22 protein-coding genes are annotated in these 24,801 nt (G+C 57.3%); 7 read left to right on the forward strand and 15 right to left on the reverse strand.

What is annotated here, in order from left to right:
- Positions 1–45 precede the first annotated feature (45 nt).
- The 4 genes from AC1DK3_RS18975 to AC1DK3_RS18990 form a co-directional block, all read right to left on the reverse strand.
- The gene (locus tag AC1DK3_RS18975; RefSeq protein WP_477193804.1) at positions 46–1,224 is read right to left on the reverse strand and encodes a baeRF11 domain-containing protein; all 1,179 of its coding nucleotides are present in this window, start codon (positions 1,222–1,224) and stop codon (positions 46–48) included.
- Between the two features lie 89 nt (positions 1,225–1,313).
- Positions 1,314–1,697 carry a PRC-barrel domain-containing protein gene (locus tag AC1DK3_RS18980; RefSeq protein WP_477193805.1) on the reverse strand — a complete coding sequence of 128 codons (384 nt, stop codon included), beginning with the start codon at positions 1,695–1,697 and terminating at the stop codon, positions 1,314–1,316.
- A 66-nt stretch (positions 1,698–1,763) separates the two neighbouring features.
- On the reverse strand, positions 1,764–2,375 hold the full coding sequence (locus tag AC1DK3_RS18985; RefSeq protein ID WP_477193806.1) for a PRC-barrel domain-containing protein: 612 nt from the start codon (positions 2,373–2,375) through the stop codon (positions 1,764–1,766).
- A gap of 169 nt (positions 2,376–2,544) precedes the next feature.
- Positions 2,545–2,871: a DUF1476 domain-containing protein gene (locus tag AC1DK3_RS18990; RefSeq protein WP_477193807.1), complete on the reverse strand. Its 327-nt coding sequence runs from the start codon at positions 2,869–2,871 to the stop codon at positions 2,545–2,547.
- An 815-nt stretch (positions 2,872–3,686) separates the two neighbouring features.
- Here AC1DK3_RS18990 and dnaK point away from each other — a divergent pair.
- Both dnaK and AC1DK3_RS19000 read left to right on the forward strand, forming a co-directional pair.
- The gene (gene dnaK / locus AC1DK3_RS18995) at positions 3,687–5,543 is read left to right on the forward strand and encodes a molecular chaperone DnaK (protein ID WP_477194007.1); all 1,857 of its coding nucleotides are present in this window, start codon (positions 3,687–3,689) and stop codon (positions 5,541–5,543) included.
- A gap of 3 nt (positions 5,544–5,546) precedes the next feature.
- Positions 5,547–6,104 carry a nucleotide exchange factor GrpE gene (locus AC1DK3_RS19000; protein ID WP_477193808.1) on the forward strand — a complete coding sequence of 186 codons (558 nt, stop codon included), beginning with the start codon at positions 5,547–5,549 and terminating at the stop codon, positions 6,102–6,104.
- A gap of 121 nt (positions 6,105–6,225) precedes the next feature.
- Here AC1DK3_RS19000 and AC1DK3_RS19005 read toward each other — a convergent pair whose 3' ends face one another.
- Together AC1DK3_RS19005 and AC1DK3_RS19010 are read right to left on the reverse strand one after the other, a co-directional pair.
- Positions 6,226–6,582 (reverse strand): chaperone modulator CbpM, encoded by a 357-nt coding sequence (locus AC1DK3_RS19005; protein WP_477193809.1) that lies wholly within the window; start codon positions 6,580–6,582, stop codon positions 6,226–6,228.
- Positions 6,582–7,496 carry a DnaJ C-terminal domain-containing protein gene (locus AC1DK3_RS19010; RefSeq protein WP_477193810.1) on the reverse strand — a complete coding sequence of 305 codons (915 nt, stop codon included), beginning with the start codon at positions 7,494–7,496 and terminating at the stop codon, positions 6,582–6,584. Before AC1DK3_RS19010 ends, AC1DK3_RS19005 begins: the two co-directional genes overlap by 1 nt.
- 728 nt (positions 7,497–8,224) lie before the next feature.
- Between AC1DK3_RS19010 and AC1DK3_RS19015 the strand changes: the two genes are divergently transcribed.
- Together AC1DK3_RS19015 and AC1DK3_RS19020 are read left to right on the forward strand one after the other, a co-directional pair.
- Complete coding sequence (locus tag AC1DK3_RS19015; RefSeq protein WP_477193811.1) at positions 8,225–8,737, forward strand: redoxin domain-containing protein; 513 nt, start codon at positions 8,225–8,227, stop codon at positions 8,735–8,737.
- Positions 8,703–9,260, forward strand: coding sequence for a DsbA family protein (locus AC1DK3_RS19020; protein ID WP_477193812.1), 558 nt, complete (start codon positions 8,703–8,705; stop codon positions 9,258–9,260). The genes AC1DK3_RS19015 and AC1DK3_RS19020 overlap by 35 nt, the downstream gene beginning before the upstream one ends.
- A 116-nt stretch (positions 9,261–9,376) precedes the next feature.
- Here the strand turns inward: AC1DK3_RS19020 and AC1DK3_RS19025 are convergent, their stop codons facing one another.
- From AC1DK3_RS19025 to AC1DK3_RS19045, 5 genes are all read right to left on the reverse strand, one after another.
- Complete coding sequence (locus tag AC1DK3_RS19025) at positions 9,377–9,691, reverse strand: putative quinol monooxygenase (RefSeq protein WP_477193813.1); 315 nt, start codon at positions 9,689–9,691, stop codon at positions 9,377–9,379.
- Positions 9,692–9,867: 176 nt separating this feature from the next.
- Positions 9,868–10,176 (reverse strand): UBP-type zinc finger domain-containing protein, encoded by a 309-nt coding sequence (locus tag AC1DK3_RS19030; RefSeq protein ID WP_477193814.1) that lies wholly within the window; start codon positions 10,174–10,176, stop codon positions 9,868–9,870.
- 161 nt (positions 10,177–10,337) lie between these two features.
- Positions 10,338–12,065, reverse strand: a complete 1,728-nt coding sequence (locus AC1DK3_RS19035; RefSeq protein ID WP_477193815.1) for an FAD-dependent oxidoreductase — start codon at positions 12,063–12,065, stop codon at positions 10,338–10,340.
- 186 nt (positions 12,066–12,251) lie between these two features.
- The gene (locus AC1DK3_RS19040; RefSeq protein WP_477193816.1) at positions 12,252–12,818 is read right to left on the reverse strand and encodes an HdeD family acid-resistance protein; all 567 of its coding nucleotides are present in this window, start codon (positions 12,816–12,818) and stop codon (positions 12,252–12,254) included.
- Between the two features lie 279 nt (positions 12,819–13,097).
- A complete protein-coding gene (locus AC1DK3_RS19045; protein WP_477193817.1) occupies positions 13,098–13,970 on the reverse strand; it encodes a PPK2 family polyphosphate kinase in 873 nt (290 codons plus the stop codon).
- Between the two features lie 194 nt (positions 13,971–14,164).
- Between AC1DK3_RS19045 and AC1DK3_RS19050 the strand changes: the two genes are divergently transcribed.
- Positions 14,165–14,992: a universal stress protein gene (locus AC1DK3_RS19050; RefSeq protein ID WP_477193818.1), complete on the forward strand. Its 828-nt coding sequence runs from the start codon at positions 14,165–14,167 to the stop codon at positions 14,990–14,992.
- Positions 14,993–15,118: 126 nt separating this feature from the next.
- Here AC1DK3_RS19050 and AC1DK3_RS19055 read toward each other — a convergent pair whose 3' ends face one another.
- Positions 15,119–15,601: a phosphate-starvation-inducible PsiE family protein gene (locus AC1DK3_RS19055; RefSeq protein WP_477193819.1), complete on the reverse strand. Its 483-nt coding sequence runs from the start codon at positions 15,599–15,601 to the stop codon at positions 15,119–15,121.
- A 436-nt stretch (positions 15,602–16,037) separates the two neighbouring features.
- Between AC1DK3_RS19055 and AC1DK3_RS19060 the strand changes: the two genes are divergently transcribed.
- On the forward strand, positions 16,038–18,707 hold the full coding sequence (locus AC1DK3_RS19060) for an excinuclease ABC subunit UvrA (protein WP_477194008.1): 2,670 nt from the start codon (positions 16,038–16,040) through the stop codon (positions 18,705–18,707).
- Between the two features lie 121 nt (positions 18,708–18,828).
- On the opposite strand, the gene AC1DK3_RS19065 is transcribed toward AC1DK3_RS19060, so the two are convergent.
- A complete protein-coding gene (locus AC1DK3_RS19065) occupies positions 18,829–19,014 on the reverse strand; it encodes a hypothetical protein (protein ID WP_477193820.1) in 186 nt (61 codons plus the stop codon).
- Between the two features lie 339 nt (positions 19,015–19,353).
- On the reverse strand, positions 19,354–21,087 hold the full coding sequence (locus AC1DK3_RS19070) for a carboxylesterase/lipase family protein (RefSeq protein ID WP_477193821.1): 1,734 nt from the start codon (positions 21,085–21,087) through the stop codon (positions 19,354–19,356).
- A gap of 488 nt (positions 21,088–21,575) precedes the next feature.
- On the opposite strand from AC1DK3_RS19070, the gene AC1DK3_RS19075 reads away from it, so the two are divergent.
- A complete protein-coding gene (locus AC1DK3_RS19075) occupies positions 21,576–22,730 on the forward strand; it encodes an alpha/beta hydrolase (protein WP_477193822.1) in 1,155 nt (384 codons plus the stop codon).
- 1,685 nt (positions 22,731–24,415) lie between these two features.
- Here AC1DK3_RS19075 and AC1DK3_RS19080 read toward each other — a convergent pair.
- Complete coding sequence (locus tag AC1DK3_RS19080; RefSeq protein ID WP_477193823.1) at positions 24,416–24,550, reverse strand: hypothetical protein; 135 nt, start codon at positions 24,548–24,550, stop codon at positions 24,416–24,418.
- Between the last annotated feature and the right edge of the window lie 251 nt (positions 24,551–24,801).

Here is a 24,801-nt window from a genome sequence, read left to right on the forward strand (position 1 = left end):
AAAAAGTATAAGCGTATAATCGCTGACTTCCGAGAATGTGGTAACTCAAAGCCGAAATCGCAAAATGGCGACCAGCGGTGCGTGATCCGGAAGCTCTTCATTGGAAGCACCCAGCACTCGCGCTCCTTTGATGAACGCCCGCTTCGCGATCTCGTCGACAACGCTATAGGTCTCGGCATCATCTGAAACGGCGTAGGTAACGCTCCCGTCGTCGTCGTCAACTACGCCGGGAATATTTGCGTCGATATCGATGATCAGCTTATCGATCGCTCCGTATGTAGCGCAGTGAGCGGCGTATGATACGTCCGTAGTCGCAAACCGAGGTTTCAACTCGTCGTAGTCGCCAACGATCTTTTGGATCTCCCGCATATACAAGCGTTCTAGAACAGCCACGGCGTCGTCCGAGAGCTGCCCATCCGTCTTGTCGTCTGGATTGCCCGAGATCATGTCCGGTAAAAGATGGGGCGAGGAACTATGCGATCTGAATATCGAGGCTAGGGGCTCCTCCGAGGCAAGTATCAAGGGCGTGTCGCGGCCGGTCAGGACCGATCTTAGAGCATTGTCGACTTTGTGCACGTACTCCTGCATGAGCACCTTTTCGTACTCGGGCAGCATAAGGTTGATACTTGGCGCGCGCACATACACGTGCAGGCCTTCGGGTAAGCTCTTCGGAAACTTTGGAACGTGAACGATCTCCGGCTGCTTATTCGCGAAGATGTGAAGGAGGCGGGCGCTGTTCTGGGTGAGCGCCAGGACGTAAGCCTCGTGGGGCATCGTCATCGTGCGCATCAGGGGCTGGATATGAAACCGGTCAGCGACCTCGGCCAACGGCTTTACCGCATTCGGCAATCGAAACGTGCGCATGTTTTCCGGTGTGGCGAGGATGCCCAGCCCTCTGCTCTGGGACTTCCAGAACTCGGATACTTCCTCGAATTTCTTGCGGTACCGCTGACGTAGCCTGACTTTCTCCTCGATGTCAGGGTCCTTATTGATGCCTAGAAGGTGCTCGAATTGACCTGAGAGATGCGAGAGGCTCTCCTCATCGAGATTGACCTGCTGCAACTGACGTACTGCGTCCTTCACTAAATCCTTGAGAAGGAGGCGATTGGCATGACCAGCTTCGCGCGCCGGATTGATCGGCAGATAAATCGATACGCAGGTCTCGTTGCGTACAGCAGCTAGCCCCTTGAATTCGGAAACATCCGGTATGTCGACATTCTGCATCGCCGAATCCTTCGTGGCTCAATGCCTGGAATATTGAATGCACGTAGTCAGTCGAGCATCTTGCGAGGCCGACCAGGCGAAGGCCGATTTCAATGATTGTAGAGGAACACTGGGAGCTTTAGCAGAGCTGCGCGGTCCGCCCCCGGCAGGACGATCAACCCTGACGGATCATCGAGTTTGAGGCTACGAAACGGAACCGCGACCAGTGATCCGCTAATTCCGACATAGTCGCCGACGACCAATACAGCAAATACCTGATTGTCATTCCTTGAAAAGATAAAATCATCGATCCGGCCAACGTCCTCACGTTTGTCATTGACGACCGTCTTTTGCTTCAGATCTTCGCCTCGATAGCCCTTTGCAACGTCTTTGAGGTCTAGCGGTACGAGGCCGACCTCCCGGGCGATCGTCGGGGCGGATAGGAAGACAAGCGCGGCGGAAAGAACCGTGCGCAAGAATAATCTGCGGACCATCTGTCGGTGCCTCCTTAGTTATCGCTGACCCGATCCAACCGCGCGATAAAACGGATCAACGCGTGTTCAAGGCTTCATCGGAGGCACGACTTTGTCGATCGCTCCAGTGGGCCCCGAGGCTTGGGAGCCCGAGGGCGAGGACATAGTCGGGACAACACGCGAGAGAAGACTCGTCGGCGCGGCGCCAAGAGCTTTGTATTCGTATCCCGCCAACTTCATCAGTTGTTCCTTGCTGCCACCGCCTAACACAAACTTATCACCTTCCGCATCGATCGTGAGGTCCTCGTAGGGAACGATGACAAGCTTGCCACCTATGCCCAGAAAACCACCGACCTGAAGCACAGCAAAATTGACATTGTTACCGTCGATGACAAGTTCGTCCAGAGTGCCGATCTTTTCACCCTTGGCATTGTAAATCTTGGTACCGAGAAGCTTTGAGGCTCGATAGCCTTTCGCGACGACTTTGGCGTCGACCTCAACAAGTTCAACGCTTGCTGCGGCACGTGCGGGTTTATTCTCAAGCGTCGTGAGCGGAATTGTAGCAATCGGAAGCAGGGCGGCCATAAGGAGCAGATGAAAAGAATACGTCTGAGAGCGAACATGCGATCGAAGGATGACGATCGAATTTGCAATGGGGTCTGGAACTGCAAGCGTCCGTCTAGTAAAATCGAGAGTCATGAATGGTTCCTCTTTGAGTGCGACCACGCCAGCCCATACATGCAAGCTATGAGTGATTTTGGGCAGGCGTGCCTCTTCGAGCCATGATGGCCGTCAATTTTTTATGGCGGAGTTATATGGCCGAGTTACCTGACATGACATGCACCTTCCTCATCCGCTTTAACTTGCCTCATACGTTCGGCTCCGCTTTGATCTCCTTCGCGGCCCTCGATTGAAACTCCAGACTCGTCTTTCTGAGTTCATATGCTGTGACCCCAACGCCATTGGCTTCGAAGTCGCTCATCAATTTTTCGAAGACCCCCTCGCTTCCGCGGGTCACCTGAATTTCGGTAAGCTCCCTGATATACTCGCCGACCGCCGATCCGGAGAGGTTAAGCTTCGCCGCAGCCCATTCGCCCAGAAGCTTGTTTCGGCGCGCTTCAATCCTGAATTTCAGTTCCTCGTCGATGGCAAACTTCTTCTCGAATGCCCTTTCACGCTCTTCGAACGCGGTCATGTCTTGGCTTCGCTCTTGCTGCACGGCTTTCATGGATGAATGGCCGCGAAGGAACCCAGCGATGAAGCAGCGTTTTCGCCGCGGCCTCGGATGCTCCGTGGTAACTTCCGACAGCTGATGTGAACTGCTCGGAAAGTCTATGACAGGCATCAATTCTATGGGGCGCGAGCGGAGCCAGAGAACATCAAAGGAAACGGGTTTCCTACGGGGATTTCACCAATCTACATCGTGCTCGGCAAGCCCGTACGTCCATCGCATTTTCGGCGGGGCCAAGGCGCGGCGATGAACTATTGGTCGGCAGAACGGTGTGAGTGATCCACGTCTATCGCGATGGCATACGTCCGGACCAGAAATGACGACCGTCAATGACAACGCCTATCATCGAGCCAATATTTTGAGCAGCATGGTGTGCGTTTCTTCCGTCAACTTTGGGGCGCGGTGGTTCGACAGCCGTGCCTCTGTTTTTTGGCCTCTGTTTTTTGTCACGCATCGATTGCATGATGAGCACGCAAAATGAGCGCGCAAACCGGTTTTTGCAAACCGGACTGTAAGGGCATTTTGCCGGGCATCGTTCGCCGTGACGACTGTCAGTTTTGAAGTCTTTGCGGCGTGCCGCGCCGGATTCGCCGCGAGCGCTGGATAACCTGGATAGCAAAGCCTCCGCCGATGCCCTGGTGGCGTCTTGACAACCGTCATGGCGGCAAAACCGCAGAAGCCGTTGATTGTAGCGAATATGAATCGGAGCGATGGAGGCAGAAGTGGCCACCAAAATCATTGGCATAGACTTGGGAACGACCAATTCCTGTGTCGCTGTGATGGAAGGCAAGCAGGCGAAGGTCATCGAGAACGAGGAGGGAGGGCGGACGACGCCTTCCATTGTGGCGTTCACGAAGGACGGTCAGGCACTTGTTGGTCTGCCCGCAAAACGACAGGCCGTAACCAATCCAGAAAACACGATCACTGCGATCAAGCGGTTGATCGGGCGCCGTTTCGACGACGCGATCGTAAAGAAAGACGAAGCCCTGGTCCCCTACAAGATCGTCCCCGGAGACAACGGCGATGCATGGGTAGAGGCCAACGGCAAAAGATATTCACCGTCCCAGATATCCGCCTTCATCCTGCAGAAAATGAAAGAGACGGCGGAGCGGCACCTCGGCGATAATGTTACTCAGGCCGTTATTACCGTGCCAGCCTATTTCAACGACGCGCAGCGGCAGGCGACCAAGGACGCCGGCAAGATCGCGGGCCTCGAAGTCCAGCGCATTATCAACGAGCCGACAGCAGCGGCTCTCGCTTATGGGCTCGACAAAAAAGGTCAAGGAACGATCGCTGTCTACGATCTAGGAGGCGGTACGTTCGACATTTCAGTTCTGGACATTGGCGATGGCGTTTTCGAAGTGAAAGCGACCAATGGCGATACATTCCTAGGCGGCGAAGACTTCGATAAGCGGCTTATGGATTACGTCGCCGACGAGTTCAAGAAAGAGCAGGGCATCGATCTGCGCAATGACCGTTTAGCGCTGCAGCGCCTGAGGGAAGCGGCCGAGAAGGCAAAAATCGAACTCTCCACGACAATGGAGACGAGCATCAATCTGCCTTTCATAACGGCAGACCAGAATGGGCCAAAGCATCTCGATGTGAGGATCACGCGCGCAAAATTCGAATCGTTGGTCGACGATCTGGTGCAACGGACGATCGAACCATGCAAAGCCGCGCTGAAGGATGCGAAGGTCGATGCAAAGAAGATCGATGAAGTGGTGCTGGTCGGCGGCATGACCCGGATGCCGAAGATCCAGGAGACCGTGAAGGAATTCTTCGGGAAAGAGCCGCACCAGGGCGTGAATCCGGATGAAGTCGTTGCCATCGGTGCAGCGATTCAGGCTGGCGTACTGCAAGGCGATGTCAAAGACGTGCTTCTTCTTGACGTAACACCACTCTCACTCGGCATCGAAACATTGGGCGGCGTATTCACGCGCCTCATCGATCGCAACACCACGATACCGGCGAAGAAAAGCCAATCGTTCTCGACCGCTGAGGATAACCAACAGGCCGTCACTATCCGTGTCGGCCAGGGTGAACGCGAGATAGCAGCAGACAACAAACTCCTGGGTCAGTTCGATCTCGTCGGAATTCCCCCGGCACCGCGAGGCGCGCCGCAGATCGAGGTGACTTTCGACATTGATGCAAATGGCATTGTCCATGTCTCCGCCAAGGACAAGGGCACCGGCAAGGAGCAGTCGATCCGCATCCAGGCGTCTGGCGGTCTTTCCGAGGCCGACATCGACAAAATGGTGAAAGAGGCCGAGGCGCATGCCGCCGAGGATAAGAAGCGCCGAGCCTTGATTGAGGCGCGAAACCAAGCGGAAAGTTTAATTAATTCGACGGAGAAGTCACTCGCCGAGCACGGCGCCAAACTCGACCCCGCGGACAGGACGGCTATCGAGACGGCCCTTTCCGATCTCAAGTCCGCAGTTGCCGGAGACGATGCTGCGCAGATCGAAGCGAAAGCCAGTGTCCTGAGTCAATCCGCAAGCAAGCTTGGCGAGGCGGCTCAGGCACAGACTGCAGGAGCCGGCAACCAGAACGAGACGTCGAACGAAGGAGCGGGCGGTGACAACGTCGTCGATGCGGAATTCGAGGACGTCAACGACCAGAGGCGTTCATCGCATTGATCCATGGCTGAGCAAGACCAAATGCGCCCCGTCGGCGCCGAGAATGAAACAAAGCAGCCCCAGCAACCGTCCACGGCGGAACTCGCGGCGGAACTGGCAGCTACTAAAGATCGCTTGTTGCGGGCGCTCGCAGACCAGGAAAACGTCCGCAGCCAAGCTCGAAGAGACCGAGATGAAGCTGCTAAATTTGCGACTTCGGGCTTTGCCCGCGACTTGCTGTCGTCGGTCGACAACCTGGAGCGCGCCATCGCGAGCGTCCCCGAAGCCGAACGCTCCTGGTCCGTAGTTGCCAATCTCCTGCAAGGGATCGATGCGACGCGTCGAGCCCTTCTAGACACATTCGCCAATCATGGCCTTGTGCGGATTGACCCGCTCGGAGAACCGTTCGATCCGCACCGGCATGAGGCGAGCTTTGAGGAATCCGATACGCAATGCTCGCCGGGAACAGTGACGAGAGTTATTCAGCCCGGCTACATGCAACACGACCGTCTCCTCAGGCCGGCTCTCGTGGGCGTCAGCAAGGCGCCTGATTCTGCCCGAGAGAACAAGTCGACGAATTGAGGTGCTCGTACGAATTCCTCACAATCATTCTTGGCAGCCATGCCAAGCAGTCCGGTATGCGCTGATACGCACGCGCTGAACGCACGCCCCGAGAGGGCGGGCTCGACTTTTACCGCTCTTACTATCGGCCGTAAGCGGCTTTGCGTCGGTGCCGTTCGACCCATTCCGGCTTGAATGCGGCGACGGTGATCTTCCGTCCGTCGGAGCCATTCCGGATTGCCCTCGACGAGACGACGTGCAGCGCGCTGCGCAAAGCATAGATCTGATCGATGAGATGCAGAATTACGGAAATTCCCTCATCGTTGACGCCCATCGAACCGCGAAGATCGAGAATGAGCCGCACTCGCGCGAGATCGATCGTCGAGAAACGCTGGCCGGACCGCGTTTGCCTCGGACAAATCCATCCAGCCTTAGTCCACGTTTGAATCGCCGTAGACGAAATTCCAGCCAATCGGGAAAACTCTTTCGTATCGAACATTACACTCCCATCTTTTGCCGAGGATTCTGGGCTTTTCCGGCCGGCCATCTCTCGGCAAATGCTTCAAGCTCTGCATCCGGCTGATCGGGGAGCATGATCTGCAGGGTTAGATATTCGTCGCCCCGCTTGCCGTCTCGCCCTGGGACGCCTTTCCCTCTCAGCCGAAGGACCTTTCCGGTATTGGACCACTTGGGAATCGTGGCCGCCACCGGTCCGGCGGGTGTCGGAACAGTAACCTTGCCACCAAGCACGGCCTCGGTAAGAGAAATCGGCAAGTCAAGACGGATGTTGCGGCCGTCGCGTTTGAAAAATGGATGTGAGCGGACGGTGATCTCAATGAATGCGTCTCCCGCGTTGCGGCCATCTGGGCCGGCATCTCCCCGTCCCGCCAGACGAAGCGTTTGACCATCATTTGTGCCGGGCGGAATAACGACGTCGAGACTACGCCCATCCGGCAGAGTGATGCGCTCCGATGTGCCGTTCACAGCATCAAGGAAATCGACCTCTAGGCGATAGTGCCTATCATCGCCGCGTGCGCGGAAGCCGCGCCGGCCGCCTCGGGAGAAAATAGCCGATAGAATGTCGTCTGCATTCCCGAAGTCGCTGAAGCCCGACGCCGTTTCATATCGCTGCGCACCCGCGCCTGCCTGTGCGAAGTCGCGATAGTATCGCCGTTGTGGCCGCTCAGCACCCGACGCGTCGATCTCGCCGCGATCGAAGCGGGCACGTTTTTCCTCATCGCCCAGGACGTCATACGCTGCCGAGAGGGCCTGAAATTTGCTCTGCGCCTCCTTGTCACCGGGGTTGAGGTCGGGATGCAGCTTCTTGGCCAGTCGGCGATAGGCGTTCTGGATGTCCTTCTGAGAAGCGCTCCGTGGTACCCCAAGAGTATCATAGGGGTCGGCGCTGGCCATTGCGTCTGATCTCCCTAGCCAATAATAGCGACGATGATAGGCCGTAAGTGCGCACCGTAAATTGAYGGTCGTCAACGACGCGGCACGTCGTGCGAGACATCATCACCAAATTCCGCGCTCTCATGCAGATCTCGAGCAGGAGAAAAGTTATGTTCGGCGACGCAACGCTTTCACCACCTGAGTACTGGAGCGTGAGGGCTTCTTGGCGCACTGACGATGGACGGACGATGGAAGGATTTGCTCTGCTTCACGAAGCATTGGTGATGCAGCAAGCCACCCGGGACTGAGAAGATACTCGGCCCGCAAATCTGACGATCGTCAAGGCGGACCCGCAGCCAATCGTCCTAACGTTTCTCCTGCTGGGGCGGACCGCGCATATGCGGAGACAGACCGAAGCGGCGAGATACCCAATGACGTGGTATGAACCTCTGAATCCCAATCTCACAAGCGCAAGAATTATGGTGCTTGCGGACAATTGGTGGGCGATCGCGCTCGGGATCGCGGCTTTTCTCGCGCCGGCGGCGGCAATGCTTCAATGCTTTACGAGATACTCTTATTCGCTGCCATGCGAGTCCGTTGATTGGCGTCGTGGCGGTCACATGCTGGATGGGTGCTTATGCGTTGGTCTTCGACGCCACGCTTATCATGCTCGCCTTCAGGCTGCGGAAGCATAGAGGCGAGCACATTCCCGCCGCTATGGCGACATCCGGTCGAGGACGGAGGCGACTGTGACCAACATCCTAGGCAAAGGAGTTCGGGCCCCAGGCTTCACGCTCAACGTCACACCGGACCAAATGCTATCGCTTGACGAGTTTTCTGGTCGACGGGTGATCCTAGCATTCTACCCCGCTGACTGGAGTCCGGTCTGCGGCGACCAGTTGAGTCTCTACAACCATGTCCTCTCCGAGTTTCGGAGATACGGCGCCGAACTGCTCGCCATTTCTGTAGACGGTGCTTGGTGCCATCAGGCGTTTGCGCAAGATCGCAAACTGCATTTTGCGCTTCTTTCGGACTTCGAACCGAAGGGCGCCGTCGCCAAATCCTATGGCGCCTACCGAAATAAAGAGGGAGTGGCTGAGCGAGCTTTGTTCGTCATCGATGAAAAAGGAACGATCGCTTGGAGCTACCAATCGCCGATCGCTGTTAATCCAGGCGCGGACGGTATTCTCGACGCCCTGGAAGCGCTTCCTTCGCAGGAGACGTCCAATGTCGCGACTAAGAGTGCCAGTAACGCCGCTTGACCATATTCTCGGAAAGCCTCACGCGCCGGTAATGCTCGTTGAATATGGCGATTACCAGTGTCCGTTTTGTGGGGCTGCGCAGCCGGTATTGGCGCAAATGTTAGCGCAGTTCGGCGACAGCGTTAGCTTGGTCTTCCGGCACTTTCCGCTGGTCGAGATTCATCCGTTCGCCGAACCGGCAGCGGAATCGGCGGAGTTCGCGGGCAGCCGCGGGGTGTTTTGGCAGATGCACAGAGCCATTTTCGCCAATCAACATCAGCTCAGCATACCATTTCTCATCAACCTCGCAGCACGTTTGAAGCTTCCGCCAATTGCGCTTCGCGATGCGCTTGCGGCGCAAACTTTTGAGAGCAAGGTTCAGGCCGATTTTATCGGCGGCGTGCGAAGCGGCGTGAATGGTACGCCAACGTTCTTCGTGAACGGAACGAGACACGACGATCCCTACGGCGTCGCAAGTCTACCGTCGGCGATCGAGCGTGTAATGAGCACGTTGCCGTGTGACCGGATCGAATACCATTCCTGACGCTGCCTTATCAGCGAGTTCTTTATGCTGTTGTTCAACCAAAATGTCCGACAGCACGTGAGAGAGACAGAACTAGCGGCTTGAGGAACGGAGGATTAATGTCGATTGCGAGGCGGCTAGCCGTTCGCGTCCCGGAGCTTGGAAGCGAGCGCGTCGACCTTTTCGATCGCGGGCGGTTTAGCGAGCAGCGCTGCGGTCTCATCCGACATCAGAGCCGCTGCGACACGTCCCGAAAGATGCGCGTTGCGTCCGAAATCGTCCGGGAAGGCGTCGAAAATGCCGAACGTCGACGGCCCCGGTCGTAGCGCGAACCAGACTGTCGTCGCAGGCTCGGCTTCGATGATCGGCAATGCACTTGTGAGGAATTTTTCTACGGCGGTCTCCTTGCCGGGCTTTACCTCGAGGCGAACGAACAATGCAACGGTGGCCATGAGATTTCCTCCATCATGCGGTGCCTTGGGTTTCGGGAAGTGTATCTCGAGATGCCGGCCGATCGAGGCGAGAGCAGCGCAACGGCAGGTAGCCGCCGGCGAGCTGTGTCTCTCCGGCATGGTGCGTTCAGAACCCATCGCGCAGCAAACGCACCTGCGTTCAATCGCGGGGGACCTTAGTAGTATCGCGGAATCGGCCCTAGATGCGGCGTCGGCCGGTCCGAAAGGTCGAAGAACACTTCGTCGACGTAACACCAGCCCCATCCGTCCGGCGGATCGTAAGCTTCGATGATCGGGTGCTTCGTTGCGTGAAAATGTTTCGTAGCGTGCCGGTTCGGGGACTGATCGCAGCAGCCGACATGACCGCAGCTGCGACAGACCCGCAGATGCAACCACGGATCCCCCGATTTTAAGCATTCCTCACACCCGAGAGCGCTTGGAACGACGTCGCGGATTCGCGCGATATGTGCGCAATTGTTCGCCATACTCAACTGTTCTCCGACGTGCGTACCCGCAAGATTGGAGAATATATGGTCGTGAATAGGCGTGTGAAATGATGCCCGTCAAGGTGCAGTTGAGTTCGGGGAAGCATTCGGATACCCACCCGTGCCGCCAAAGGGTGCCGCATTGGACGCCATCACGGCCATCAAGAATGCCCAAGTAGCACAGTATTTGTTTGCGTTCGTTCGCCGATCGATTCTTTGCGCTCTTGCGCGGAAATTGAGCTCTCGGCGAGGTACGAGTGCAGTTCCGCGACGACTGCCGCTCCTTCCCCGATGCCGGCCCCGACCCGTTTCACCGAACCCGAGCGGACGTCCCCGATGGCGAATATGCCGGGTACACTCGTCTCGAGCGCCCGAGACCGTCCATTAGGCCCAGCGGACGCGGGCACGTCGCTTTCGCAGCCTGTCGTAATGAAGCCTTTCGCATCGACGGCAACACCGCAACCCTCTAGCCACTTGGTTGCGGGATCGGCGCCTATAAACAAGAAGACGTTACGGATCGGCTTCTCGGTTTCCTTACCGGTTGGTTTGTGTTGCCACCTTACCTGGGTGAGCCTGCCCTCCTCATTCCCGGCAAGCGCAACAAGCTCGGTCTCCATCAGGACCTCGATGTTAGGCGTTTCCTTGATGCGGTCGATGAGATAGTGGGACATCGTCGCGTCCAGGCTGGGTCCGCGCACCAGCATCCAGATCTTTCTGGCGTGGCGGGATAGGAAAACGACTCCCTGGCCGGCTGAATTGCCCCCACCGACCAAAACTATCTCGGCATCTCGGCACATGCGTGCCTCGATCGGCGAAGCCCAATACCATACACCGCGGCCCTCGAAATCCCGAAGGTTCGGGATATCCGGCCGCCTGTAGCTGGCCCCGGAGGCTACCACCACCGCCGTGGCGTTGGTAGGTCTGCCCTGCTCGAGTTCGAGCGTGCGCGGCATGTCATTGCAGTGAAGCCGCTTTACGGGCACCGGGATGATGATCTCGGCGCCAAACTTCTGTGCCTGAACATAGGCGCGCCCCATGAGCGCCTGGCCGGAGATCCCAGTCGGAAATCCAAGGTAATTCTCGATGCGTGAGCTTGCTCCCGCCTGTCCGCCGAAGGCGCGTTGTTCGAATACGATCACCGACAATCCTTCGGAGGCTGCATAAACCGCCGTTGCGAGGCCGGCGGGGCCCGCGCCGACGATAGCCACGTCGAAGGTCCGGTGCGGCAGGTCGGTACGCGCCATACCGAGCATTTGCGCGAGTTCAGCCTCGCTGGGATTCTTGAGCACCGTTCCATTCGGGCACACCGCCAAAGGCAGCTCGTTGGGCCCGTAACGATCGATGAGTGCCGCCGCTTCAGGATCCTCGCTGGGATCGATAACCTGATGCGGTTCAGCGTTTCGGGTTAGGAAACCCTGCAGCCGCACCATGTCGGGACTCTCGGCGGGACCGATCAAAACGGGCCCACCCGATCCCATCTCGATTAAGGCGACACGTCGCAAGATTAGTGCGCGCATGATTTTGTCGCCGAGATCGGTCTCGGCAGTAAGTAGGTTTCTCAATTTCTCGGGAGGGATGAGAAGCGCTTCGACGTCGTTTACGGCATGCCCGTCGACCAGCGCGTGCTGGCCCGACAGCTGGCCAAGCTCGGCAAGAAACTCGCCAGGGCCCTGCTCTACAATCGGTTCACGGTGGCCTAACGGATCCCGGCGGGAAACAAGGACACTTCCGGAAATGAAGACGAACATACCGGGCGCCTCTTGACCGGCGATGAATAGAGGCTCGCCCGATGCGTATCGCCGGACTTCACCGAAGCGCCGCAATCTGTCGACTTCTTCAGGCGTAAGCTTCGGGAGCATCTGATCGCGGCGGGTATCGATTGTAGCCATAGGGAGCCCCAAAAGATGACACGAAGCGCCTAGGTACCATGCTGCACATTTGCGCGATCATGACGGCCGTCAATTACGGCGCAAAGGTCGTGGCGCAAGGCTATCTGACATCCGCGCTTTTCTCGGGATCGGCGGACGTTTGATCGCCGTTCTATATGACCCTCGAAAAGCTTCCTGAGTTCCGCTTTAGAAGTCCCGCCTAGCGGACGTCGTGGTTCTTGCCGATCTGTGCAACTTGATTGAGAGGGCGAGCATCGCCACGCCGAACGAAATGGAATAGGCAAGGAGCCAGTTTGCGAGCTTGCTTGCATCGGTTTCTGCGGACGGTCCTGCGGCTGCCTGCAGCGCACCCCACGCGATCGATATTCCCCCACTGAAAGCTAGAAGCAAGCGACCATAGCCATCGGCTAGGCGCCGTGACGCGGCCAGAGCAATCGCGCCAGTAAGAACCGCCCATGCGCTTGTCAGGTGCACGAAGGGGATGATCGCCAGCTCCGGCATCGCAAGTATTACGCCGGCCATTGCGAGGTTGATCGAACCTTCGAGAACGAGCATCTTCCATCGCTCTCCGCGCTGGATCGCTCGAATACCGGATATGATGGCGAAGATCCCGTCCGCCGTGACGTACACGCCAAAGGCTATGATGAGTGATGCCCCTGTTGGGCGGGGCAGTGTCAAAACAAAGATGAACGCAATCGCCGCAATCACGCGCAATCCGACTGCCCACCAATTTCGCGCTAATCCCTCGCTCATTGGGCGAGAACGTGAACCTCTATCATCCGCCGCGTGCAATGTTCGAGACCAAATGTCCGCCATAGTGTGAACTCACGTCGAAACGACCCCATCGTCCGCAAACGATGATCCGCTTTCTAAGCGAAGTTCGCAGGCCGGAAACTGATGGTCGTCAATCTTGTGGCAAGCTGCAAATTTGATGTTGTTATGGGCAGCTCTCGGTAGACGGTCTATCCCGAACGCCAAGACGTGACGGGCAGTCGCGACCCGAATAACGCGCGCAGAGATTTTCTGGAATGATTATTGGTCGGAAAGGGCCCGTCGGATCTTCGCAAGGTCTTCGGAGTTAGCTTGACCGACCTCGGGAAATTTCAGATCCAGCCCATCGAGAACGTCGACCATGACCCGCGCGACGACCAGGTGCGCAAACCACTTGCGGTCCGCGGGCACGACGTACCAGGGAGCACCATGGGTACTGGTCTTGCGAATCATGTCGACGTACGCGTCCGCATAATACTCCCATAGCCGGTGATCGGTGACGTCGTTCCGCGAAAACTTCCATCGCTTGGCGGGATCGTCTAACCGCGCCAATAGGCGGCGCCTTTGCTCTTCCTTCGAGATAGAAAGATGAAATTTGATAACTACAGTGCCGTTTCGTACGAGATGACGTTCGAACGCGTTAATATCTTCAAACCGCTCCGCCCAGATTGATTTCGTGATGAGCTGAGCGGGAAGTCGTTCGTTTGCGAGTAGGTCGATGTGGACGCGGACGGTGAGGACTTCCTCATAGTAGGAGCGATTGAAAACTCCGACTTGTCCTCGTGCGGGAAGGCGCAACGCAGCCCGCCAAAGAAAATCGTGGTCGAGCTCGTGAGACTCTGGCACTTTAAAGGAATGCGCACTACATCCCAGCGGGTTGAACCGTGCCATAACGTGCCTGATGGCACTATCCTTCCCCGCCGCGTCGACGCCTTGCAGTATAACGAGTACCGCCCAGCGGTGTTCCGCATAGAGACGTAGCTGCAGGTCAACCAACCGCTCGATGAGATTAAGTAGCTCTGCCTCCGCTTCGCTCCGATCGAAGCCCGACGTATCTGGCGGGTTGAAGCCTCTAAGGGAAAAGCCCTCGGGCTTGTCAACCCGAAAGCGTTTTACATATTCCAGCTCTTTCATAGGACACTCTGCTTGGTCGGACGCAACATCTGCTAACAGCTGCTGAAAGGCGACTATGGACAATGACGGCCATCAAGATTGCGGGAGAGAAGCGCGGGCAATCATGACGACGATCAATTACAGAGTCTGGGAATGCCGCATTGTGCCACCGGGAAAAAAGTGAACTGAGCGGATCAAGAACCGAGCTCGACGCGATGATCAAAGACGTGATGGTGCCTCTCGATGGATCAGCCGCAGACCAAACCCGTCTGCACGCAGCCGAAAGCATCGCCGACCTCTATGATGGCCGGATCATCGGCCTGTTCGTGAACTTGCTGCCGACCTTGTTGGCAGCCGATCCTAACATAGGCGAACTCGGCAAAGTTGACCTCATCTCGAAGGCAAAGGAGGCGGGCGATCGCGTGAAAGAGGGTTTGACCAAGCGGCTCATCGCTCTGGGACGACCTATCGAGATCCGCCGCTTCGACGCATTTGTTGAAGAGTCAGCCGAAATAGCCGCCCGCGAGGCACGCTTGGCTGACGCCTTCGTGGGACTGCTGCCAGACGACTCACGCGAGCCATATGACATTGTCGAAAGTGTTTTGTTTGGATCGGGCCGCCACTTGTTCCTGGCTCCCCATGGCAAAGTCGAGACGAAGTTTCAATTCGAAAACATTCTCATCGCCTGGAATGGTAGTCGAGAAGCGACCCGCGCTCTTGCCGAAGCGATGCCATATATCCGTAGAGCAAAATCAATAGTGGTCGTTCTGGTGAGCGAGAATGCCACCGATGAACCAGAAGCCATCCTAGCCGACGAGGTACTTGATCACCTCGAGCATCATGGCATTCCGGCGGAGCTGCGCCATATCATGAACCCGAAGGAGAGCGTTGGCAAAGCCCTTCTTGAAGAGGCGCGCCGTCACAACGCCGATGTGCTCGTGATGGGCGGTTACGGCCATTCGCGTTTGCGTGAATGGATGCTTGGGGGTGTCACGTATGAGCTTCTTAATAGCTCTTCTGTCCCGCTTATCATCGCGCATTAGGAACGATGGAGAGAACGTCCCTGTCGGACTGGTCTGCTGGCGTCTAGGTAACGCGTTCTGCCGAATTCCGGGAAATGTGAACAGGCGACGATTGGCGCGCGCCGTCGCCGCGCGTCCCGAGCGGGTTTAGCTCGCTCCCCCATCCTCGGTCGTTCGCATTGCTCTATCTTGCTCGCGTACGGCCCAATAAACGCCGCCCAGAGCCAGTGTCGACACCGCTAAGGCCAAGAGCAGGACCGCATCAGCGTCTCCGATCTCAATGACAATGAATTTGCGCAACACGGCGAGCAAGGCGATCAACACGACCGCGCGAACCTGAATGATACTGTGGCCACGTTCTAGAACTCCCATGATCGTGTGGTTGAACTCCAGCGCGATCAGTACAATCATGATCATGCCGAATATGGATCGGAACACATCCGGACGAGAGGGGTCGAGCAAGCCGAGGCGAAGCAACTCGAACGCCGTTTGGACCAAGTGGAACAGAGCGCCAACGATGACAACCGAGATGAGGAAGCCCAGTAGCAAGACAACGACCTGCTCGAAACGCTGATACAGGTTAAGTCCAGCCCAGTTCTCACGGGTTTCGCCGAGGATCCGACCAATCATTTCAAGCCTCGTTTCTCTGACGCGCTCTGTTCGCGTGCCGGATGGATGCGATACCGACCGCCATCCGCGCCGCCGAATGATCCGCCGCTTGCGTAATCATCCGCCGGCTGTTGTAACTTCTCAAGTTGCGATCATACTGAACATGTCTTTACCGCTTTGTGAACCTTATTCCCGGTAGGAAGCGTCCCCGCTCGAGCTGATGGCCCGCACGACAAAGAACAGAAAAAATTCATTTGAAAAAATTGTTCTCAACAGCCCATGTTCGTCAGCGGGATCGCTTCGACAGCGGATAGTGCGGCGCACGAGGGCGCATCGTGCAATAAGCGGCCATTGCCGCGTTTCTTGTGGGCCCAACGATTTGATGCTGTTTTGTGGTTTTAGAAAAGGCTGGGCAAGCTGATGGTCGCGGAAAATTTCAGTGCAGAAGAAACCACCTATCACGTCGATCGTCTCTGGTAGCGAACACGCGGAGCGACCCGCGCGCGTGCAGGTCCGCGGAGCGCGTCAGAACAACCTCAAGAATGTCGATGTCGATGTTCCGCGCGATGCCTTCGTGGTGTTCACTGGCATATCCGGCTCGGGCAAGTCGTCTCTGGCCTTCGGCACGCTTTATGCCGAAGCGCAACGCCGTTATCTGGAATCGGTCGCGCCCTATGCCCGCCGCCTGATCGACCAGGCCGGCGTACCGGAAGTCGATGCGATCGAGGGGCTGCCGCCTGCGGTCGCATTGCAGCAACAGCGCGGTTCGTCCAACGCGCGCTCCTCTGTCGGCAGCGTGACGACGCTCTCCAGCTTGGTGCGGATGCTCTATTCGCGCGTCGGCGAATATCCGCGCAATCAGCCGATGCTCTATGCGGAGGATTTCTCGCCCAACACCGTCGCCGGAGCCTGTCCGACCTGCCATGGGATCGGTCGTGTCTATGACGCAACCGAGAATACGATGGTCCCCGACGATACGCTCACCATTCGCGAGCGGGCGATCGCCGCTTGGCCGCCGGCGTGGCACGGCCAAAACCTGCGCGATATCCTCGTGTCGCTCGGCTATGACGTCGATACGCCATGGCGCGATTTGCCAAAGAAGGATCGCGACTGGATCCTGTTCACGGACGAGCAGCCGACCGTGCCCGTGTATCCGGGTTTTACGGCGCGGGAAACGCGCGCAGCCATCAAGCGGCGCATGGAGCCTGGCTATCAGGGCACATTCACGGGCGCCCGCAGATATGTGCTGGAGACTTTCGCCAAAACGAAAAGCGCGCTGATGAAGAAGCGCGTTTCTCAATACGTCATCGGCCGCGATTGCCCGACCTGTCATGGCAAGCGCCTGAAGCGCGAGTCCCTGTCGGTGAAATTCGCCGGGCTCGACATCGCCGAGTTCGGCGATCTGTCGCTGCTGAAGCTGAGAGACCTGTTGACGCCGGTCGTTCACCGCGAGTTCGGGAATGCCGCGGCCACGGCGAAGGGCCATGTTCTGGGCAAGGCGATCCGCGATGCGGCGGTTGAACGTCGGGTCGCTGCCGGTGGTTCGGCGCACAAGAGCGCGCACGACGTGCGGCGCACACCCAACCTGTCCGAAGAGAAGCGTGCGGCCGCGCAACGCTTGGCGTCTGAATTGCTCGAACGGCTCGGACCGCTGATCGACCTTGGTCTCGGATATATCTCGCTCGCCCGCAGCACGCCGACGCTGTCCTCCGGAGAGCTGCAACGACTGCGCCTCGCCACCCAATTGTCGTCCCAGCTTTTCGGCGTGGTCTATGTGCTCGACGAGCCCTCAGCGGGGTTGCACCCGGCAGATGGGGAAGCCTTGCTCGCGATTCTGCATCGCCTCAAGGCTGCGGGCAACTCGCTATTCGTAGTCGAGCACGATCTCGATCTCATCCGCCAGGCTGAGTGGCTGGTGGATGTGGGGCCCGGCGCCGGCGAGAAAGGTGGCCGGGTGATCTACAGCGGGCCGACCGCGGGGCTGGCGGATGTCGAGGCTTCTATCACGCGTCGTTATCTGTTCGATAAGACGACTGCAGTCGAGCGGATGCCGCGAAAGCCCAAGGGATGGCTACGCTTGGAAAGTGTGACGCGCAACAACCTGCATGATCTGGATGCCGCGTTTCCGCTCGGCTGCTTGACGGCAGTCACGGGAATCTCGGGCTCGGGCAAATCTAGTCTTGTCAGCCAGGCGCTTCCCGAGTTGGTCAGTGTCAGTCTTGGTCGCCCGGTTACCGTTTCCGGCGAGGACGAGGTTGACCCCTTGCTTGCGGTGGCACAGGAAGCCATCACAGGGCGCATCGTGAGCGGCGTGGACCACATCCGACGTCTTGTTCAGGTGAACCAAAAGCCCATCGGGCGCACGCCGCGCTCGAATCTGGCGACTTACACCGGTCTCTTCGATCATGTCCGCCAACTCTTTGCCGAGACGCCCTTGGCGCGAAAGCGCCACTACGGCGCAGGCCGGTTTTCGTTCAACGTCGCACAAGGCCGTTGCCCGACCTGTGAGGGCGAAGGCTTCGTGATGGTCGAACTGCTGTTCCTGCCCAGTGTCTATGCGCCGTGCTCGGCCTGCCACGGCAGCCGGTACAATCCTCATACTCTTGAAGTCGAATGGCATGGCCGCAACATCGCGCAAGTACTTCAGATGACAGTAGACGAAGCCTGCGCATTCTTCGCCGAGGAACCGCAGGTGCTGCGGCCGCTCGACGTGTTGCGCGAGATCGGACTCGGCTATCTGCGGCTCGGGCAGCCGGCGACGGAACTGTCGGGCGGCGAGGCGCAGCGCATCAAGCTGGCGACCGAACTACAGCGCGCGCAGCATGGTAATACGCTTTATATCCTCGACGAGCCGACCTCCGGTCTTCATCCTGCTGACGTCGACCGCCTGATGCGCCAACTGCAAGGACTTGTCGATGCGGGAAACACAGTCGTCGTCGTAGAACATGACATGCGCGTCCTCGCGCAGGTCGATTGGATCATCGACCTTGGGCCTGGAGCTGGAGAAGACGGAGGGCGCATCATCGCCAGCGGCACGCCGGAGAAAGTTGCTGACGTAGCGAATAGTCTGACGGCGAAGTACCTGAAACTGCTGGTGACCCAAAGCAGGAACGGAAATAAAAAGTAGCTTATATTTAGGGCCCAGATGATTGCCTATTCTTCTAGGTGTTGGGCATTGAGCTGCTTCACCCGCAATCTTGCACGGCCAGACAGCTGCGTCACCGTCGTGACAACCCGAAGGAATAGCGTCAATTAGCGACTCTGAGTTCGACGCGTCTGTCGAGCTGGTACAGCTCTTCGGATGGATATTTGCTTCTGTCGACTCCCATGAAGGGTTCGGTCGCGCCCTTCGGCATCAACTCAAGCTTGCCATGATAGCCACCGTTCCGAAGCACGCGCTCGATGGCGACGAGCCGCTCGTGGGAGAGTTCCATCCGGTAAACCACTCGACCAGACCGTCGGCGTGTCGGATGAGGATCGAGAGCTTGCTTTCGCCAATATCAAGAAGGCGGCAGAACATTACGGCGTCGACATGACGGAGAAGAATTGGAAGGAGCTGGGGAGCCTCCCTAGCACCGGAAGAACTAAGGAAGATCGCGAGGCCTCTGCGCGCAAAGCTGCAGAGACGCGCGAAGAGCACAAGCGCCAGCGCCCACACAAGTAGCACACGGGCTGCTTCCTTCATCCGCCGCACGCCATCGCCGGCTGCTACCCATGCTAGCCCGCCAGATTGAAATCCGGACGGGCAGCATTTGCCATCAGAACGACGCTTCTCAGTATCCGCGGATTGGATTCCAATAGTCGCACTTGTGATCCGCCGAGTAGTTAGCTGCGGGGTATACCGACGACGTTGGAATATTCTGCGAATAGAAGTTCGGCGCTGCCGAAGTGAAAGCGGGCCAAGGGGAATTTCCCAAACCATTGGGATTGCCGGACTTCGCGAAGTTCGTCCACGCTGCCACCAATTGGTCCGAGAGAGCGATTTCCTGACCGCTGATCTCGCGTGGCTGTCCCGTCGCCTGATCGATATTCACGCCAAAGATCCCACCATGATAACCAGGAAAAAGGAATTGAATATCGCTGGTATGAGTCGCGAGCGGCGTATAACCGGGCATCTGAGGGAAGTGGTACGGAGCCTTCTGATAGTCGAACTCATAAGCATAGACCGGAACCAACAAAGATAATTCTTTTACTACATGCAGAGTGAGACAATGCTGCGGGTCGGAGCCGAAAGCATTGTAGGCGAGAGCCGGATTGCCGTAGTTAGCGAGCGGATACTGATTGAGCGCCGCTCCGGTCACTCTTGCCAGATATTGATCCTGGGTCATCGCTGCTTGCGGTGACGAGAAGTACTCATTGATACCGACGGTGAAGTTGCCTTCATCGTGAACATCACCAGTCATTATTGGCATCTTGTTGAAGTTTCCCGACTTCCAAGCGTCGTCGGGTTGCAGCGGAATTACCGTGCCGTCCACTGTCACCTGAGCGAGATAGGCCGTCGTAGTGTTGGGCGTCCCCTGAAGTTGCAGGACGCGAGCTGTCGAAAGGTTCCGCAGGCAATTGGCTGCAGCAGCGTCCGAACCCGGGCATCCCGCAGCAACGCCGAAGTTCGTACCACGGGTCAGCGTTGATGCGGCGGTCAGCCACGATGTCGCTGGATAGCTCTGCAAGATTGCTCGTTGGAAAAGTCCCTTAGCATACGGCGATATCAAGTTCGCTTGAGTATCATAAGCGCCTGCTGACTGGCCGCCGAGCGTGACGTTGCTGGGGTCTCCGCCAAAGTTGACAATATTGCGCTGGACCCACCGCAATACCGCCTGCTGATCGAGGACGCCGTAGTTGACGTTGAGGTGGTTCTCCGCATTGATCGCTGGGTTGGAGAAGAAGCCCAAGATGCCGACGCGATAATTCATAGTGACGACAACTGTATCCTGACCGAGCGGGCCGCCGGTCGCGAGCTTACTGCCGTCATAGTCGTTCGATTCGCCGTCTTCGTTCGCGCCGCCGTAAATCCAGACGATTACCGGCTTCTTGGTGTGGCCTTTCCCAGTCGTGAATACGTTGAGATAGAGGCAGTCTTCGTTGATGCCCGGGGGCCCAGCGAATGCTCCAAGCTCGGTGATTTGCGGGCAGGTCGGACCGAACTCCGTCGCCTCGAGCGTTGCCTTCCATTTCTGCACCGGCTGTGGCGGCTGCCAGCGCAAGTTACCCATCGGGGGTGCCGCGTACGGGATCCCGAGAAAGATGTTCACGCCGTTCTTGGTATAACCGCGAACCGGGCCTTCGACCGTACTCACGGTGGGTGGGTTATCGTCGTTGTCGTGGTGATGGCCCGAGTAGTTGAAGTCATGACCCCAGAAAGGGAAGTTGAAAGGGCCGAAGTTGAAGCTGGCTGAGCCAGTGGCAAACGCGGGCAGGACGACCAATCCCGCTGCTAACAGCGAGCAGACATAAGCACTCCGGCGCCCCGACAATAATCGTTGGCCGGCTCGGAATATACTTCGCATGGGCTTCTCCCTGGGTTGACGATTCTCATCGACGTGCGTTCGCCGCCTCGTCTCATTTTTGAGAACACCCATTTATGGCCGCCGAAGTATTTTAGGCTCTGCGGTGAGAGAACATTGATCGGATATGCGTGCACTCCTCTGCGTTTTGGTTCGCAAGGCAGGCAGGCGCATTTGGCACCGAAGCCCAGATGAGTCCGTCGCAAGAATGATCGATTTTCTTTATTAGGCGCGTATCAGACGAGGTATCGCCGAAGTCGTACTTGGCGGATGAAGTCGACGCGCGGCCTGGGCCGCGGCCGGTGCACATCACCTGTTCTGAGGATCCGCGACAGCGTGCACGCTGCCACTAGAACGGTTCTCCCTTACCGTAGAGATTTTTGCGTGAGGCTTCGAAATTGTTTGGTGGGGGCGGAAAGACCTCGCTCCCGCCTATCGCTATACGTGCGCAGGTCTCGGAGCTCACCAACCCAACAACGGGAGGAAAACTAATGGCCCGATCGGTCTGGAATAATCTCGAAGGAGTGCCGCGGCTGAGAGGCTTGCGCGCTACGCTGCTTTTTTCTGCGATGTTCGCGGGCTTCAGTCCGATCGCGCTAGCTCATGATGACCCAAACAATGACGTGCGCTCTCCGCTTGTAATCGAGCACGAGGGTAGCTTCATGGCCGGAGGGACTGTTGTTACCACGCCAGGAGAATTCGTGCCCACCAGTCCAACCCCCGCCGGCCAGACATTGAGCGGCGATCACACATACGTTCAATTTCAAATCCCCCACTCTCATGCGGCAAAACACAACTCGCTTGTAATGTGGGGCTCCTTTGTTGGTAACAGTTGGGAAACAACGCCCGATGGACGTGAGGGCTTCGAGCAGCTCTTTCTGCGAAAAGGTTGGAGCGTTTACATCGCTGATAGGCCGCGGATGGGCCGGGCCGGGCGTACAACTGTCGGAGCGACTGTCACGCCAACGGCGGGAGATCAGGGTTCATTTATTCAATTCCGACTTGGTATCTGGCCCAATCTATACCCGGGATCGAAGTTTCCTCCCGGACCCTATGCCCTTGATCAATTCCGCCGCTGGGGTGTGCAGAGTGTAGGGCCGGGCGACGCGACCCTCACACTGAATGATCTGCTTGCAATCACAAAGCGGGTCGGTCCGACCATCCTGTTCACGCACTCCGCCAGTTCGCTCTCGGGATATCAGGCGGCGATGCAGGATCCAAACATCCAGGGGATCATCGGCCTGGAATCGACAGGCGTGCCTTGTCCATCAGATCATCCGTTCGCGCCCGTCGTCGGCAATTTCGGAACAACCACATGCACGCCAGTCGACCCTGTAGCTTTTAAAAACCTGACGAAAATTCCGATCCTCTTGGAGTTCGGCGACAATATTCCGTCATCGCCGAGCACCTACTTTGGGCTGGACTTTTGGTACCGCATGCATGCCATCGATCTCGAATTCATGGATGCGGTCAATAAGCTCGGCGGGCATGTGACGTTACTGGAGCTCCCGCAGAACGGTATCCGCGGAAATACGCATTTTGCATTCACTGACCTGAACAACGACAAGGTTGCGGATCTGATATCGGCTTATCTGTATAACCAGAAGCTTGATAAGGTTGGTGGTGTCCACGAAGGATCGCAATGAGTTTGACCGTCGAAGGCGGTCTGGAGTAGCCGCCTTTCTAATCTTCGTGACGACCAGTTCAGCAACATAGACCGACCGAGTTACTGAGACCGGCAAACGATTTATTAGGCATTGAGTGTTGCATCTCGCTGCTGGCGAAAGCGGGCGATACTCTTCGCCGCCCGCTTTTCCATGACCGCGAAGGCTGCGTTCATTCCCGCTGACCATGCTTGTACTTTTTCGAACGGAAGGGTGGCCCCTTCATGAGAAAGATACTTTAGGCAGACGCCGCTCTTGCGTTGGTCTGCGTGCCGACCTTAGCCCGAGCCGATCGTTCAGGCGGCGGTGGGAATCACGGCGATCGTGTACAGCCATCCTCCGGCGCTAGTCCCGGCGAGGCCGGCAATGCGACGGGCTCTACCGTCGAGACGCCGACGACTCCACAGAGCAAGGGGATTTGCAGGAAGATCCTAATCAAGTTCCACCAAGCCAGCGTCTTGATCCTGAAAGCCCCGCGTCACCTTCGATCAACGGAACCAACAAATAATGCTCCCGGCGCCACTCATCGGGCGGCGGCTGCCAGCGGCAACCCATCTGCGGCTTGGTTGACGCGCGGGGAGGGCGGAAAATCCAATGCCGCACATGAAGAAAATACGCATGGCTCCGCCGCCGTCGGTTCCCGTCCGCGAGAGATGCGCTTCAATCGTTAGGGATTGCGACAGAAGAGCAAAGTTACGTCGTGGGGCGATACCGTGAGACGAGGTTTGTTGACCGCCATCTCAGATCTCCGTTTTTCCGCACAACAGAGAAGGATCTCGGACAGTTCCCGCATTAGAGGGCGTCTAGAGCTTTAGAGAGCAGACTATCAGCCTTCGATAATGGTTCGGGCTTTGTCCATCGCTGGGTGTCGCCGATTGCCGTCGCCACCGGCAGCACATCGGGCGAAGGGCCGTTTATGTTACGCGAAAAGCGGGTGCCAATTTTTAGGCACCCGTTCGCATTTTCCACGCGGCTCAGAAGTGAACGACCCCGAACAGCATCAGAGCAAGGACGATGGTGAGCGGAACTCCGAGCGCCCAGAGCAGGACAGGCATGGCAATTCTCCATTGTTGATGCAGATTGAATGTCTGCTGGCCGCCAATTGTTCCAATAGTCGGGCGTCGCGCGCTCTCGTGAAGACAGAGCCAACATGCACTGCAGCATGTGGCGACCAGAAAACTTTCCCCGCTCAATGAACATTATCGAACATTTTCCCGCTCACAGAACTTTGCTCTGAGAAGGCCGTAGCGGCGCTGGCTTGTGACGTAAGAGGATCAGGACCAAATCGGTTTGGCCCCGGTGTCCCCCTGAGTCTCATCATGTTGATGGGCGCGAGACACCCCGAACTCGGTGCCGACAAACTTTCCTGTCTGTCCTAAAATGCTGACGCCGGGAATACACCACGAATAGCGCCGTCTCAGACGATCTTCGGCGTTCGGAATTCCTGCTCAAAACGAGTGAGTTTACGGCACCGGCTGAAGTCGCGGTTGGTCCCGGGACTCCCACACCTTCGGCGTGTTTCCTCCAGTGTTACACGCGCTGCCTTCCGACAGCACATGTTCGTGCATTCGCAGAGCAGCGGGTTCTTCCTCGCTTGCGAAGATTTACCAGTCACTGGCTGGGTTCCCTCAACCTTTCAAAAATCGTTTGTGCGCTGCAATAGCAAATTAGACGCCTTTGAATTGCGCGACGCCAAAATCAACGTTGATCCATATGGCGGGCTGATAGCGCAGGTTTTTACACGCTTGTTTCTGCGAATCAATATGGGCCAAGCGCTCTTCCGCTGCACCGGTAACGGCCATTGGCGTTCCTAATGCAGCTCAGAGATTGAGCAACTATTGCAGAGCAAGATGGGAAGAGAACGAGTGAAAGAATAGCGAGCCTTACTCAACTTACCGAGTGGCGCAGAAGATTTATCAAAGATTTCATAGCAACCAAATCTCGGGAAGAGAGGACGCCGTCTTTGTGGGTTGGCTTCATAACTATCCGCGCGCGCAACGCAGGAACTGTGTCCTCCTCAGTTGCGAGCGCGCCCCAACTTTTATTTTCTGCG

This window comes from Hyphomicrobium sp. 01T421, assembly GCF_056398805.1.